12 protein-coding genes are annotated in these 14,538 nt (G+C 73.8%); 5 read left to right on the top strand and 7 right to left on the bottom strand.

The window, feature by feature from the left end:
- Positions 1 to 2 precede the first annotated feature (2 nt).
- The 4 genes from IE136_RS11015 to IE136_RS11000 all read right to left on the bottom strand — a co-directional run bounded on the left by IE136_RS11015 (position 3) and on the right by IE136_RS11000 (position 3,730).
- Positions 3 to 905 (bottom strand): hypothetical protein, encoded by a 903-nt coding sequence (locus IE136_RS11015; RefSeq protein ID WP_189600218.1) that lies wholly within the window; start codon positions 903 to 905, stop codon positions 3 to 5.
- Positions 902 to 1,345 carry a hypothetical protein gene (locus IE136_RS11010; protein WP_189600217.1) on the bottom strand — a complete coding sequence of 148 codons (444 nt, stop codon included), beginning with the start codon at positions 1,343 to 1,345 and terminating at the stop codon, positions 902 to 904. The genes IE136_RS11015 and IE136_RS11010 overlap by 4 nt, the downstream gene beginning before the upstream one ends.
- Positions 1,342 to 2,868: a hypothetical protein gene (locus IE136_RS11005; RefSeq protein ID WP_158985271.1), complete on the bottom strand. Its 1,527-nt coding sequence runs from the start codon at positions 2,866 to 2,868 to the stop codon at positions 1,342 to 1,344. The genes IE136_RS11010 and IE136_RS11005 overlap by 4 nt, the downstream gene beginning before the upstream one ends.
- Before the next feature lie 166 nt (positions 2,869 to 3,034).
- A complete protein-coding gene (locus IE136_RS11000) occupies positions 3,035 to 3,730 on the bottom strand; it encodes a GntR family transcriptional regulator (protein WP_158985273.1) in 696 nt (231 codons plus the stop codon).
- Positions 3,731 to 3,906: 176 nt separating this feature from the next.
- Here IE136_RS11000 and IE136_RS10995 point away from each other — a divergent pair, with 176 nt between their 5' ends.
- From IE136_RS10995 to IE136_RS10975, 5 genes are all read left to right on the top strand, one after another.
- The gene (locus tag IE136_RS10995; protein ID WP_158985275.1) at positions 3,907 to 5,187 is read left to right on the top strand and encodes an MFS transporter; all 1,281 of its coding nucleotides are present in this window, start codon (positions 3,907 to 3,909) and stop codon (positions 5,185 to 5,187) included.
- A complete protein-coding gene (locus IE136_RS10990; protein WP_158985277.1) occupies positions 5,184 to 5,972 on the top strand; it encodes a putative hydro-lyase in 789 nt (262 codons plus the stop codon). Before IE136_RS10995 ends, IE136_RS10990 begins: the two co-directional genes overlap by 4 nt.
- Positions 5,973 to 6,059: 87 nt before the next feature.
- On the top strand, positions 6,060 to 6,830 hold the full coding sequence (locus IE136_RS10985) for a LamB/YcsF family protein (protein ID WP_158985279.1): 771 nt from the start codon (positions 6,060 to 6,062) through the stop codon (positions 6,828 to 6,830).
- Entirely contained in the window at positions 6,827 to 7,453 is a 627-nt protein-coding gene (gene pxpB / locus IE136_RS10980) for a 5-oxoprolinase subunit PxpB (protein WP_158985281.1), read from the top strand. Before IE136_RS10985 ends, pxpB begins: the two co-directional genes overlap by 4 nt.
- A complete protein-coding gene (locus tag IE136_RS10975; protein ID WP_158985283.1) occupies positions 7,450 to 8,313 on the top strand; it encodes a 5-oxoprolinase subunit C family protein in 864 nt (287 codons plus the stop codon). Before pxpB ends, IE136_RS10975 begins: the two co-directional genes overlap by 4 nt.
- A 54-nt stretch (positions 8,314 to 8,367) precedes the next feature.
- Here IE136_RS10975 and IE136_RS10970 read toward each other — a convergent pair whose 3' ends face one another.
- The 3 genes from IE136_RS10970 to IE136_RS10960 all read right to left on the bottom strand — a co-directional run bounded on the left by IE136_RS10970 (position 8,368) and on the right by IE136_RS10960 (position 14,522).
- Positions 8,368 to 12,009, bottom strand: a complete 3,642-nt coding sequence (locus IE136_RS10970) for a hydantoinase B/oxoprolinase family protein (protein ID WP_189600216.1) — start codon at positions 12,007 to 12,009, stop codon at positions 8,368 to 8,370.
- Positions 12,010 to 12,469: 460 nt separating this feature from the next.
- Positions 12,470 to 13,885, bottom strand: a complete 1,416-nt coding sequence (locus IE136_RS10965) for a HEAT repeat domain-containing protein (protein ID WP_189600215.1) — start codon at positions 13,883 to 13,885, stop codon at positions 12,470 to 12,472.
- 244 nt (positions 13,886 to 14,129) lie between these two features.
- Complete coding sequence (locus IE136_RS10960) at positions 14,130 to 14,522, bottom strand: ankyrin repeat domain-containing protein (protein WP_158985289.1); 393 nt, start codon at positions 14,520 to 14,522, stop codon at positions 14,130 to 14,132.
- Positions 14,523 to 14,538 lie beyond the last annotated feature (16 nt).

Genomic DNA, 14,538 nt, shown 5'->3' with positions numbered 1-14,538 from the left:
GGTTACGCGTGGAAGGGCAGGCCGGCGTCGGCGGCCAGCTCGAGGTCGTCGCCGTCGGGTGGCGGCAGGAGGGTCGCGGAGCCGTCGCTGACCGGTACGACACCGAGTTCGAGGAGCTCGGCCATGGCGGCGCTGCCGGCCATGTCGCGGACCTGGAGCTGGTAGCGGGCGGTGGTGCGGTACGCGCCGCCGGCGTCGTCCCCGGTGCGCTGGAGGAATCCGGAGTCGGTGAGGAAGGCGACGGCCTTGCCGACGATGCCGGTGGTGGAGCCGGCGAGCCTGCGGGCGTCCTTGGTGGCGCCGGTGGAGCTGCGGCGGGCGTAGATCCGCCAGGCGGCCTCCAGGCCGGGGGCGTCCGACGCGGGGTCGGTGTTCTCGCCCTGCTCCTCCGCGCGCTCCTCGAGGCGGCGGCAGGCCTGCCGGACGAAGGCGTCGACGCCGTTGACGGTGAGGCGGCCGATGTAGCCGTCGTCGGCGAGGTCCTCGGGCCGGGGGAAGGCCATGGCGGCGACGGCGAGGTGGGCGAGGCCGTGCAGGAAGCGGTCGGCGGAGTCGGTGGAGGCGCGGCGGGCGTAGTCGCCCATGCGGACGGCGAAGACGGAGTCCTCGTCGGCGGTGACGGCCATGCCCGCGCGCGGGGACACCTCCAGGACGACGAGGCCGAGGCCGGTGGCGACGGCGTCGGCGAGGCGGGCGAAGGCGGGGTCCTCGCGGTAGCGCCGCAGGAGCTCGGCGTACTCGGCGTCGCGGGCGGGCAGCAGCTTGGGCTGGAGCCCGAAGGAGACGAGTCGTGCGGCGTCGGCCGCGTCGGCGGGCGTCACGGGAGTGACGGAGGAAGCGGCAGGGGTCTGCGGGGGCTCCGGCTCGCTCCACGCGTCGGCGTGCTCGGCGTGGTGTTCGCTCACGGCTGGGGCTCCTCGGTACGGGTGGTCGGTGATGCGGCGGGGGCGGCGGTGGGCCGGGCCAGGGGCAGCCGTACGGGCGTGACGCTCACGCCGCGCCGCCGTGCGGGCACCTCTCCGGTGTCGGCCACCTCGGCGACGAGCCGAACGGCCCGCACATAGGGGGCCGGACTGCGCCTCGCGGGCCCGGGCGGCAGCACGACACCGCCGGCCTTGGGCGCCGACGGGGCGGGGGGCTCGTCCGAGGCCGGGGTCCCGTCCGGAGCCTCGGAGTCGGGGCCCTGGTCCGTGGCGAGGCCCCTGTCGGAGGCCTGCTCCGGGGGCAGGGCGGGGCCCTCGTCCGAGGCCGCGACTCCGGGCTCGTCCGGGGCCGCGGTCAGGGTCTCGACCTCGCCGTGGGCCGGGCCGGACGGGGCGGGAGCGGCGTCGGTGGTGGACGTCATGACGCCTCCGAGCGGGCCGCGGCCATGCCGGCCGCGTCGAGGAGTGCCGTGCCCACTATCAGGTCGGCGCCACCGAACTCCGGGTCGTCCAGCAAAGTGCCGTCGTCGACGGCGAAGAGCAGGCGCTCTTCGCCCTGGCGGTACGCGGTGCCGACCGGGGGGCTCGCCGCGTGGACGGCGAGGAGGGCGACCAGGTACGGGAGGTCCGGGTCGCGGCGGCGGGCGTCGGCGAGGAGGCCGGAGAGGCGGCGCGGGGCGTCGTGCTCCAGGTCGAGCAGTTCCATCGCGCTCGCCAGCTGCTCCTCGCTGAAGCGGCTGTCGTCCGGCGTGGCGATCAGGTCCGGCTCGGGCATCTCCGCGCCGAGGTGCTCGCGCTCGACGGGCGGCGTCAGCAGCATCTCCACCAGGTCTCCGACGCGCACGGCCACGGGCGTGCGCAGGCCGGTGCCGCGGGCGAAGAAGGCATCGGTGACCCGGGTCGCCTGTTCGACGGGGAGCGGGAGGAGCGGGGCGACCAGCTGCCCGTACAGGTCAATCCCGCTGTACGAGGTGGGGGCGGCGAAGGCCTGCCGGTCCTGCTCGGCCCGGAAGAGCGGGCCGGCCTCCAGGAGGCGGGACTGGAGCTGGGTGTGGCGGCGGATGCAGTCCTTGACTATGTCGACGAGCTCGGCGGCGCGACGCTTGTGCTCCTGGTCCTCGGCCTCGTCGCGGGCCTTGCGGATGTTGGTGAGGATCGCGTTCTCGTGGCGGTAGCGGTCGGCGACGTGGTCGAGCGCCTCGGCGATCATGTCCGGGACCGCGCTGAGCCAGTCGACGGCGCGGACGTTGCGCCGGGTCGCCTCCAGGGTCTTGCGGAGGGTCTCGGCGTACTGCACGGTCCGGTAGCGCGCCTGCTCGGCGGCGAGCTGGGCGTCGGCGAGCCGGCCGCGGCTGATCAGGATCTCCAGCTTCACCTCGGCGGCGATCTGGGCGCTGGTGACGTCGGTGTCCAGGGCCCCGACCAGGACGTTGACCGCTTCGTCGGTGGTGCGGAGATAGACCCCGCCGCCGTAGCCGGGGACTTCCTCGATCAGCTTGAAGTCGTAGTCCCGGCGGGTGTAGACGCCGTCGGCGCCGAAGGTGCCGTACACGGCGCGGAACCCGCGGTCGACGCTGCCGACGTTGATCAGGTTCTCCAGGACCCAGCGCGCGACCCGCTCGTGCTCGGCGGTGGGGCGGGCGGGGGCCTGGGCGGCGACGCGGGGCAGGAGCCGGCCGACGATCTGCTCGTGGTCCGCGCCGGTGTCGAAGTCCATGTTGAGCGTGACGAGGTCGATCGCGGCGAGGGCGACCTCGGCCATCGCGTAGACCGAGTACTCACCGGCCAGGTTCGCCTTGCGGGCGTCCAGATCGTGCAGCGGCGCCGTGCACGCGAGCGCGCGGAGCCGCCGCGCGAGCCCTTCGTCGGCGGCCGGACCCGGCGCGGGTCGCGGCCCCGCGCTGAGCTGGGGCGGAACGAATTCCGTCGAGGCAGGCGAAGTCACGGTGCACAGATTAGGTCCTCGCACCGACAACGGTCGAAACGGCGCAGATGCGACCGGCTCCGCACGCCTCCGGGACGGCCCCGCCGTCGCCGGTCCGGGCCCGGCTCCGGCCTCAGCCGGAGCCCCGGGAACCGCGTCTCCGGGCCCGGACCGCGGGCCCCGCCCGTCAGGTCTCGGGAGCCGCCGGTTCGTCGACCGCCTTCGCGTAGACCTCGACGATCCGCGCTCGGGAGTCGTCGAGGTAGCCCATCAGAAGGCGTTCCGCCGTCGCGCGCTCACCTGCGAGGAGAGCGTCCAGAATCTCACGATTTCGCATGAGATAAGGCTCGTGCAGAGCTCGGGCGTCGTCCACGACGTGGAACGCCAGACGGAGTTCGGCGAGGACCCCCCGCATCAACTCGTCCGTACGGGCGCTGCCGGCCAGGGCGACCAGTTCGCGGTGAAAGTGGATGTTGGCGGTGGAGACCCCGGTCCAGTCCGCCGCGCGAGCCGCCCTCCGGCCCTCCTCGACGGCGTCGACGAGGCCGTCGAGGGCGAACGGCGGTTCCCCCAGTCCGTGGACGACGGCGCATTCGACGAGACGGCGGGTGCGGTAGATGTCGTCGACGTCGTCGACCGTGAGGACCCGGACGAAGACGCCCCGGTTGAGCTGGTGGACGAGCAGCCGTTCGTGGGTGAGCAGCCGGAACGCCTCGCGCAGCGTGTTGCGGGACACCCCGAGCGCGCCCCCGATGCTCTCCTCCGAGAGCCGGACGCCGGGCGGGAAGAAGCCCTCGGCGATCCGGGTACGCAGGATGTCCGCGACCCGTTCCGCTGTGCTCGTACGCCCCAACAGCGCCCGATCGTCAGCGAGTTCGTCCATGCCGCCGATTCCGCTCACAGTGCCTCGTTCCCTCCGTCGCCCGCGGCGAGTCAATCGTAGAAATAAGAACGAGACAACATGCCTCTTGTCGGATCGTTGAACAATCCTCTACGTTAACGACACCGCACGGTCCTTCAGTACGTCCTCAGGCACGCCTCCCCCTCTGCGAGGTGCAGATGAGCACGACACAGACCCAGCAGCACACCCAGGGCGAACCGCCCGACGACACGGGCGCGTTCGCCTGGCTGCGGGCCCTCGGGCCGCGCGGTCGGCGCGCCTTCGGCGGCGCTTTCGGCGGATACGCCCTGGATTCCTACGACTTCTTCACGCTGCCGCTGTCGATGGTGGCCATCGCCGCCTACTTCAGCCTCGACAAGGGGCAGACCGGCCTCCTGACCACGGTCACCCTCGTCGTCTCCGCGATCGGCGGCGCGCTCGCCGGCATCCTCGCCGACCGCATCGGCCGGGTGAGGGCGCTGATGATCACGGTCGTCACCTACGCGCTCTTCACGGTGCTGTGCGGCTTCGCGCCGAACTACGAGACGCTGCTCGTCTTCCGGGCCCTCCAGGGTCTCGGCTTCGGCGGCGAGTGGGCGGTCGGCGCGATCCTGGTCGCCGAGTACGCCTCCGCCCGGCACCGGGGCCGGACCCTCGGCTTCATCCAGAGCGCCTGGGCGGCGGGCTGGGCGCTCGCCGTGATCGTCTACACCCTGGTCTTCCAGTTCGTCGACGCCGACACCGCGTGGCGCGTGATGTTCTGGACGGGCGCCCTGCCCGCCCTCCTCGTCGTCTACGTCCGGCGCAACGTCGAGGACGCCCCCCACGCCGCCGAGGTGCGGCGCGCCAGCGCCGAACGCGGTTCGTTCGCCGCCGTCTTCAAGCCGCCGTTGCTGCGCACGACCCTCTTCGCGGTCCTGCTCTCGACCGGTGTGCAAGGCGGGTACTACACCCTCGCCACCTGGGTCCCCACCTTCCTGAAGACCGAGCGCGGGCTGACCGTGGTCGGCACCGGCGGGTATCTGACCTTCCTGATCTCAGGGGCGTTCATCGGCTACCTGACGGGTGGGTACCTCACCGACCGGCTGGGCCGGAAGAAGAACATCGCGCTGTTCGCCGTCCTTTCGGCACTGTCCGTCCTCGCCTACACGAACATCCCCTCAGGGGCGAACACCCTCCTCCTCGTGCTGGGGTTCCCGCTCGGCTTCTGCATGTCGGCCATCTTCAGCGGCTTCGGCTCCTTCCTCGCCGAGCTGTATCCGACGGCCGTACGGGGTACGGGACAGGGCTTCACGTACAACACCGGGCGCGCGGTGGGCGCGGTCTTCCCGACACTGGTCGGCTTCCTCGCCGAGAGCTGGGGTGTCGGCGGCGCCCTGGTCTTCGGCGCCGCCGGCTACGGTCTCGCCGTCCTCGCGCTCCTCGGTCTGCCGGAGACCCGCGGAAAGGAACTGGCATGAGCGCCGCGGCCGTTCTCGATCCGCGCGAGGCACGCGCGCGTGCGCGGGCCGGGGCGACCGGCCCCACGGCGGGCTGGGCCCCGGGCCACACACAGGCCAACCTGATCGCCGTACCCGCGGCCTGGGCGTACGACGTGCTCCTGTTCTGTACCCGCAACCCCCGGCCGTGCCCGGTCCTCGACGTCACGGACGCCGGTTCCTGGACGACGGAGCTGGCACCCGGCGCCGACCTGCGGACCGACATTCCGCGGTACCGCGTCTGGGAGCATGGCCGGCTCGTCGACGAACCGGCCGACGTGACGCCGTACTGGCGCGGCGACCTGGTGTCGTTCCTGATCGGCTGCAGCTTCACCTTCGAGGCCTCGCTCGCGGAGGCGGGGGTGCCCATGCGCCATGTCGAGCAGGGCCGCAACGTGTCGATGTACGTCACCGACCGCGCATGCCGGCCCGCAGGGCGGCTGCGCGGCCCGATGGTCGTCTCGATGCGCCACGTCCCGGCGGACCTCGTCCCCGCGGCACGGCGGATCAGCGGGCTGCTGCCCGCCGTGCACGGCGCGCCCGTGCACGCGGGCGACCCGGCGGCGCTCGGCATCCGCGACCTGGACCGTCCCGACTTCGGCGACGCCGTCGTGGCCGAGCCGGGGGACGTGCCGGTCTTCTGGGCCTGCGGGGTGACCCCGCAGGCCGCGGTGATGGCCTCGCGTCCACCGTTCGCGCTCACCCACGCGCCGGGACGGATGCTCGTCACCGACGTACGCGACGAGCGCTACCGCGTCCCCGTCTGACCCACACCAACCGCACCACCCGCGCCGCCCGCACCGAAAGCACCACCCGCACCACCGGCATCTCCCGGGAAGGAAGGAAACGACACCATGACCTGGGCCTCGATCGACCTCAACGCCGATCTCGGAGAGGGCTTCGGCCGCTGGACGCTGACCGACGACGAGGAGCTCCTCTCGGTGGTCACCAGCGCCAACGTGGCCTGCGGCTTCCACGCCGGGGACGCCGTCACCATGCGGCGCGTCTGCGAGCGGGCGGCGGCCGGCGGGGTACGGATCGGGGCCCAGGTCTCCTACCGCGACCTGGCCGGCTTCGGCCGGCGCTCGATGGACGTCCCGGCGGACGAGCTGGCGGCCGAGGTGGCCTACCAGATCGGGGCCCTGGAGGTCTTCGCCCGGGCCGCCGGGTCTCGGGTCTCCTACGTCAAGCCGCACGGCGCGCTCTACAACCGGGTGGTCCGCGACGAGGAGCAGGCCCGCGCGGTCGTCGACGGGATCCTGCTCGGCAGCGGCGGCGAAGGCCTTCCGGTGCTCGGTCTGCCGGGTTCGCGTCTCCACGAGGCGGCCGCGGAGGCGGGCCTGCCCGTCGTCACCGAGGCCTTCGGCGACCGGGCCTACACGGCGGACGGTTCCCTGCTGCCACGGGGGCAGGAGGGAGCCGTCGTCACCGATCCCGCCGAGGTCGTGGAACGGTCGCTGTCCATGGCCCGGTTCGGGGTGGTCACCTCGCACTGCGGGCGGACCGTCGCCGTCCGGGCACGGTCGCTCTGTCTGCACGGGGACACCCCCGGCGCGGTCGATCTCGCCTGGCGGGTCCGCGGCCAGCTGGAGGCGGCCGGGGTCCGGGTGGAGGCGTTCGCATGAGGGCACGGCGGGTGTTCCGGGTGGGCGAGCGGGCGCTGCTCGTCGAGCTGGCGAGCGGAACGGAGACGGAGGCCTTCCACGCCGAGCTGCTGCGCCGCCGGGCGCACGGTGCGCTGCCCGCCGTACGCGAGATCGTGCCGGCGGCGCGGACGGTGCTGCTCGACGGGGTCGACGCACCCGATCTCCTGGCCGGACAGCTGCGGGAGTGGACGATTCCGCCGCTCCTCGCGCGCGTGGAGCGGGCGATCGACGTGCCCGTCCGGTACGACGGGCCCGATCTGGCGGAGGTCGCCGCACTGTGGGGGGTGTCCGTGGAGACGGCGGTACGGATCCATTCCGCCGCCGAGTTCCGCGTCGCCTTCTGCGGATTCGCGCCGGGCTTCGGCTATCTGACGGGGCTCGCCGAGCAGTACCAGGTGCCGCGCCGGACCACCCCGCGCACCGCCGTCCCGGCCGGTTCGGTCGCGCTGGCGGGGCCGTACACGGGTGTGTACCCGCGCTCCTCCCCCGGCGGCTGGCAGCTGATCGGTTCCACCGACGCGGTGCTCTGGGACACGTCCCGTGAGCCGGCCGCCCTGCTCACACCAGGTGCGCGAGTCCGTTTCGTGGTGGAGAGCCGGTGACCGATCGTGCTGTCGCCGTCGTACGGGCCGGAGCGCTGACCACCGTGCAGGACCTGGGCCGGACCGGTCACGCGCATCTGGGCGTTCCCCGCTCGGGCGCGCTGGACCCGGGAGCGGCTCGGCTGGTGAACCGTCTGGTCGGCAATCCGGAGGGCGCGGCGGTCCTGGAGACCACGGTCGACGGGTGCGCCGTGCGGCCACGGTGCGCGGTGACGGTCGCGGTCGGCGGGGCGCCGTGCTCCGTCACGGTCGACGGGCGCCCGGCCGCCTGGGGGACGGCGGTACGGGTCGGGCCCGGGGCCCTCCTGGAGGTCGGCGCCGCCGTCCGCGGACTGCGCTCGTACGTGGGGTTCGGCGGCGGGGTCGCCGTCGATCCCGTCCTCGGCAGCCGCTCCACCGACCTGCTGTCCGGGCTCGGTCCGGCGCCGCTGGCGGTCGGGGTGGTGCTGCCGCTGGGAGAGGAACCGTCCGCACGGGGTGCGGTCGACTCGCCGCCCTGGCCGGGTCCGCCGGACGAACTCGTGTTGCGGGTCCGGCTCGGGCCGCGTGACGACTGGTTCACGGGTGCGGCGCTCCAGACCCTCGCCACGCGCGCGTACCGGGTCTCCTCCTCCAGCAACCGCATCGGCCTGCGGACCGAGGGCCCGCCCCTGGAGAGGGCCGTCCCCGGTGAACTCCCCAGCGAGGGAATGGTCCTGGGCGCGGTCCAGGTCCCGCCGGACGGCCGTCCGGTGGTCTTTCTCGCGGACCATCCGGCGACCGGCGGCTACCCGGTGATCGCGGTGGTACGGGAGGGGGACCTGGCGGCGGCGGCCCAGGCGGTCCCGGGGACGGCGGTGCGGTTCGTCCCGGTCCGCTGAGTACCGAGGCGGGGCGCGGGACCACCAGTCCGACCGCGACCGGGCCGGGCCGGACTAGCGTTCCACGGGCGCGCAGCCGCCGCCGGGGCGCTCGGCGGCGCTCGGTGTGCCGTATCCCCCGCCACCGGGGGTGCGGAGCACCAGGACGTCATCAGGGCCCACTTCGGCGGTGTCGACTCCGGCGAGGCGGTCGACGGTGCCGTCGGCGCGTTCGACCGTGTTCTCCCCGAGGGCTCCCGGCTCCCCTCCGGCCATGCCGTAGGGCGGGACGCGGCGGTGGCCGGTCAGCAGGGTCACGGTCATCGGTTCCAGGAAGCGGATGCGGCGCTCGACCCCGTCGCCGCCGTGCCAGCGGCCCCGGCCGCCGCTGCCCTCCCGTACGACGAAGGAGTCCAGCCGGACGGGGTGCCGCCACTCGAGGACCTCGGGGTCGGTGAGGCGGGAGTTGGTCATGTGGGTCTGTACGGCGTCGGCGCCGTGGAAGCCGTCGCCGGCGCCGGACCCGCTCGCCACGGTCTCGTAGTACTGCACGCGCGCGTTGCCGAAGGTCACGTTGTTCATCGTTCCCGAGCCCTCGGCCTGGACGCCGAGCGCCGCGTACAGGGCGCCCGTGACCGCCTGGGAGGTCTCGACGTTCCCGGCGACGGTCGCCGCGGGGTGGACGGGCGCGAGCATGGAGCCGGGCGGGACGCGGATGTCGAGGGGTTCCAGGCAGCCGCTGTTGAGGGGGATGTCGTCGTCGACGAGGGTGCGGAAGACGTACAGGACGGCGGCCATGACCACGGAGGTGGGCGCGTTGGCGTTGCCCTCCCGCTGGGGCGAGGTGCCGGTGAAGTCGACGACGGCGGTGCGCCGTTCGCGGTCCACACGGATCGCCACCTGGATGACCGCCCCGTCGTCCGTCTCGTAGCGGTAGGCACCGTCCCGCAGCCCGGCGACGATCCGCCGCACGGACTCCGCCGCGTTGGCGCGTACGTGCCGCATGTAGGCGTGGACGACGTCGAGGCCGAACTCGTCGACCATCGCGCGCAGTTCCGCGATGCCTTTCTCGTTCGCGGCGATCTGGGCGCGCAGGTCGGCGAGGTTGGTGTCCGGGTCGCGGGAGGGATGTCGCGCGCCGGTCAGCAGGGCGCGTGTCTCCTCCTCGCGCAGCCGCCCGTCCCGTACGAGCAGCCAGTTGTCGAAGAGGACGCCCTCCTCGTGGACTGTCCTGCTGAACGCGGGCATGGAGCCGGGGGTGATGCCCCCGATCTCCGCGTGGTGGCCGCGCGACGCGACGGCGAAGAGCAGTTCGTCCCCCGAGTCGCTGAACACCGGCGTCACCACGGTGATGTCGGGGAGGTGGGTGCCGCCGTGGTACGGGTCGTTGACGGCGTACACGTCGCCGGGGCGCAGGGAGCCGCCGCCGCGCCGCAGGACCTCCTTGACGGACTCGCCCATGGAGCCGAGGTGGACGGGGATGTGGGGCGCGTTGGCGATGAGGTTGCCCTCGGGGTCGAACAGGGCGCAGGAGAAGTCGAGGCGCTCCTTGATGTTGACGGAGTGGGCGGTGTTCTCCAGGCGTACGCCCATCTGCTCGGCGATCGCCATGAAGAGGTTGTCGAAGACCTCCAGGAGGACGGGGTCGACGTCCGTGCCGACGGCGACCCGTGAGGGGCGGGGCCGCGCTCGGGTGAGGACGAGGTGGCCGCCGGCGTGCGCGGCGGCCTGCCAGGCGTCGTCGACGACGGTGGTGGCGTCGGTCTCGGCGAGGATCGCGGGTCCGGTGACCGTGTCGCCGGGGCGCAGGTCCTCGCGCCGGTACAGCGGGGTCGGCACGGCGGTCCCGCCGCTGTACGTCCGTACCGTCGCCCGGGGCGCGAGCGCGCCCTCCCGTGCTCCGGCGTCGACGACCACCGGGCCGTGGGGTCCCGCGCGGCCGACGGCCTCCACGGAGACGGCCTCGACGACGAGCGGCTTGTCCATGGTGAAGGCGTACCGCGCCCGGTGGGCGGCCGTGAACGCGGTTGTCATCTCCTCGGGGGAGGCGAGACCGACCTGGAGGCTCGCGTCCGTACCCGCGTACCGGAGCAGCACGCGCGCGTGGGTGGTGATCGCGGAGTCCGGCAGCCCGTCCGCCCGCAGCTCCCCCCTGGTCCGCTCCGCGAGCCGGTCGCAGAGCTCCGTCACGCGCGCGTGGGTCCCCCGTGTCCCCGGTGCGCCGAGTTCCGCCTCGACCGACTGCTCGCGCATGGCGGTGGCGTCGGCGAGGCCGATCCCGTACGCAGAGAGCACACCGGCGAGCGGGGGGACGAGGACGGTGTCGACGCCCAGGGCGTCGGCGACGGCGCAGGCGTGCTGACCGCCGGCGCCGCCGAAGGTGGTGAGGGCGTAGCGGGTGATGTCGTGACCGCGCTGAACGGAGATCTTCTTGACGGCGTTGGCCATGTTGAGGACGGCGATCTCGAGGAATCCGGCGGCGACCTCCTCGGGGGTGCGGCCGCCTCCGATCTCTTCGGCGAGGGCGGTGAACTTCTCGCGGACGACACCGGCGTCGAGCGGCTGGTCGCCGTCGGGCCCGAAGACGGCGGGGAAGTGGGCGGGCTGGACGCGGCCGAGCATCACATTGGCGTCGGTGACGGTCAGCGGGCCGCCGCGGCGGTAGCAGGCGGGGCCGGGGACGGCGCCCGCGGAGTCGGGTCCCACGCGGTAGCGCCGGCCGTCGTAGTGGAGGACGGAGCCGCCGCCCGCGGCGACGGTGTGGATGTTCATCATCGGGGCGCGCATCCGTACCCCGGCGACCTGTGTACCGAGTTCACGCTCGAACTCACCGGCGTAGTGCGACACATCGGTGGAGGTGCCGCCCATGTCGAACCCGACGACCCGGTCATAACCCGCCTGCCGGGAGGTGCGGGCCATGCCCACGACGCCGCCGGCCGGGCCCGACAGGACCGCGTCCTTGCCGCGGAAGCGCGCGGCCTCCCGCAGTCCGCCGTTGGACTGCATGAACATCAGCCGGATCCCCGGGAGTTCCCGCGCCACCCGGTCGACGTACCGGCGCAGGACCGGGGAGAGATAGGCGTCCACGACGGTGGTGTCACCGCGGGGGACGAGTTTGATGAGCGGGCTGACCTCGTGGGAGCAGCTGACCTGGGTGAAGCCGAGGGCGCGGGCGAGGGCGGCGACGCGGGTCTCGTGGCCGGGGCGGCGATAGCCGTGCAGGAGGACGACGGCGGCGGAGCGGTAGCCGGCGCGGTGGGCCGCCTCCAACTCCGCGGCGACGGCGTACTCGTCGAGGGGCGTGACCGTACGCCCGTGGGCGTCGACCCGCTCGGGGACCTCGATCACCCGCTCGTACACGGTCTCGGGGAGGACGATGTGACGGTCGAAGAGCTGGGGGCGGTTCTGGTAGGCGATGCGCAGGGCGTCGCGGAAGCCCTGGGTGACGAGGAGGACGGTCGGTTCGCCGCGCCGCTCCAGGAGGGCGTTGGTGGCCACGGTCGTACCCATCTTGACGACGTCGACGCGGTCGGCCGGGACGGGCTCGTCCTGGCTCAGGCCGAGGAGGAGCCGGATCCCGGCGACGGCGGCGTCGTGCGGGCGGGCGGGGTCGTGGGAGAGGAGTTTGCGGGTGACGAGCCGGCCGTCGGGCCGCCGGCCCACGATGTCGGTGAAGGTGCCGCCACGGTCGATCCAGAACTCCCAGCGCCCGCTCATTCCCCCATTGTGGCCACCAGGGCGTCGAGGGACACCGCAGCGAGGGCGGCGGACAGGGGCCTGTTCGGCGCGGCGGTCGAGCCGGGGGTGCCCCCCGCCCGGTGCCGCACCTCGGCCCCTGCGAGGTGCGGCAGCAGGCGCGCGGCGGCGGGTGGTCTCCCTCGCACGGGGCCGTGCCGTCCCCGGGGCGGGGCCACATCGGCGGGACGTGTGTCCCCCCGCAGGCCGCACCGCCCCGGCTCCTCCGCACCGCCCCTCGGGGCCCTGGGCTCCGGACCGCCCGGCGGCCCGGTCTCTCCCGGCCCGCTCCGCCTCCCGCCGCGGCCGGTGCCCTCGTCGGGGCCCCGCCCGACCGTCGTCCCGACGGCGAACAACCCGGCCGCGAGCCGACGGTCGAGCACCCGCCGGTCGAACAGTCACACAGCCCGGCGCCCCGGGGCGCCCCCGGTCGGCGCCCGCCTCAAACCTGCAGGTCCGGGCCTATCCGGTTGCGTACCGCCGTCTGGACCTCGGCCTCCTCGGCCGGGTCGGCGGCGAGGCGGCGCAGGCGTTCCGCGACGCGGACGTCGCCGGTCTCGGCGTGCAGCGCCGCCACCTCGCGGGTGGTCTCCTCGCAGTCCCAGAGGCATTCGACGGCGAAGCCCGTCGGAAAGGTCGGGTCGGTGGCCGCGAGGGCGCGGGCCGTGCGGCCGCGGAGCTGGGAGGAGGCGGTCTCTCGGTAGACGTGGCGCAGCACGGGGGCGGCGCAGGCGATGCCGAGGCGGCCGGCGCCGTCGACAAGGGTGTAGAGGGCGGTCGCGTCGGGACCTTCGGCCCGGACGGTCTCCCGCAGAGCGCCGAGGACGAGGTGGGCGTCCCGGGCCACGCCACGGGAGGCGAGGACGCCGGCGGCGGCGGCGCCGAGGGGATCGGGCCGGTGGATCCAGCCACGGGCGCGGTCCACGGCGGCCTCCCCGCACATCCGCTCGAAAGCGGAGACGGCGACTTCGGCGACCGTACGTGAGTCGCTGCCGGCCGCGGCCTCGATGAGGTCGAGCACCGCCGGATCGCGCGACTCGGCGAGGTAGTGCAGGGCGGCGCAGCGCGCCCCGTCGGGACCGCTGCGGGCGGCCTCGACGATCGCCGCCCGGTCCTCGGGCCCGGCGACGGCGGTCAGGCAGCGAGCGGCGGGCCCGTGCAGGGCGGTGCCGCGCTCCAGGCCTTCCTGGGCCCAGTCGAAGACCGCCTGGACGCTCCAGCCGGGCCGGGGCCCGCTGGGTCGCATCTGGCGCTGCCAGCGGTCGAAGGAGCCCTGTTCCCGGGCCGCTCTGATCCGGCTGCCGACCGCTTCCCGCCGGTCCTCGGCCCAGAGCCGCCACGGGCGGGGCTCGAAGGCGTCCCGCACGGCGCTCGCCAGCTCGGCGTCGCCCTCCGCCGTGGCGGGGAAGCGGGCGAGGACGGGGACGGCGAGCGAGCGCAGTCCGGCGTCGTCGTCACGAAGGGCGAGCTCGTCGAGCGCCCAGGCCCAGTTGGCGCCGGTCGCGGCGTACCGCCGGAGCAGGGTCAGGGCGTCCCGCCGGCCGTACGAGGCGAGGTGCCCGAGGACGGCGAGGGCGAGCCCGGTCCTGTTCTCCTCGGCGTCGAAGAGGTCCTCGGCGCCGAAGAGGTGGGCCTCGATCTCCTCGAGCCCGCCGTGCAGGTCGAGGTAGAGACGGGCGTAGTAGAGAGAGCGGTTCTCGACCTGCCAGTCGTGGCGGGGGTCGTTGAGAACGCAGTGGTTCAGGGCCGCGAGAGCCTCGGCGCGTGGCGCGGCGAGGGCGTGCAGGGTGCCGTCGCCGCGGCCCCTCTGCAGCAGGCCGAGCAGGGTGCCGCTCGGCGCTATGAATGGTTCGAACATTGGAAGATGCCTCACATCAAGCTGTCGACACGACCGGGGAGTACCGGAGACTGGTGATCGCCTAGGCCGCGCAGCAACATGGAGGGCCGCCCGTCGTCCTTCGCTTGGTGTTGACCATCTTCCTCTGCCTCTCGTCGGTGGCCCCTTGCGGGCCCGACGTCATGATGACCCAGCCATTTCGCCACCGCGACCACATTTACGACACCGCTCTCACCTGGGGTTCAGTGCCCGTTCACCTCGATCTTCACTGGGCGCCGAACAGTTCGAGGAGTTCTGCCTTCCCAAACATCCGAGCAGTATCCACGGCGGACGGAGTCCCTGCTTCCGGATTTGCCCCGCCGGCGAGCAGGGCGCGGACGACCTCGTCCTCGCCCTTGAAGACGGCGCCGGCGAGCGGGGTCTGACCCCGGTCGTTGGCGCGGTCGGCGTCCGCACCGCGGGCGAGCAGGGCCGTGACCGCGTCGGCGTGCCCGTGGTAGGCGGCGAGCATGACGAGGGAGTCGCCCTTCTCGTTGGTGAGGTTCGCGGGGACGCCCGCGTCGACGTAGGCGGCGAGCGCCTCGGCGTCGCCCGTGCGCGCCAGGTCGAAGACCTTCCCGGCCAGCTCGACGACCTCGGGGTCCGGAGTCTCGCTCATCGGACGTGTCCGCCTT

This window comes from Streptomyces lateritius, from assembly GCF_014649715.1.
Lineage (GTDB): Bacteria > Actinomycetota > Actinomycetes > Streptomycetales > Streptomycetaceae > Streptomyces > Streptomyces lateritius.
The sequence above is the reverse complement of the archived record's forward strand: the minus strand, read 5'-3'. Positions and strand labels throughout refer to the sequence as shown.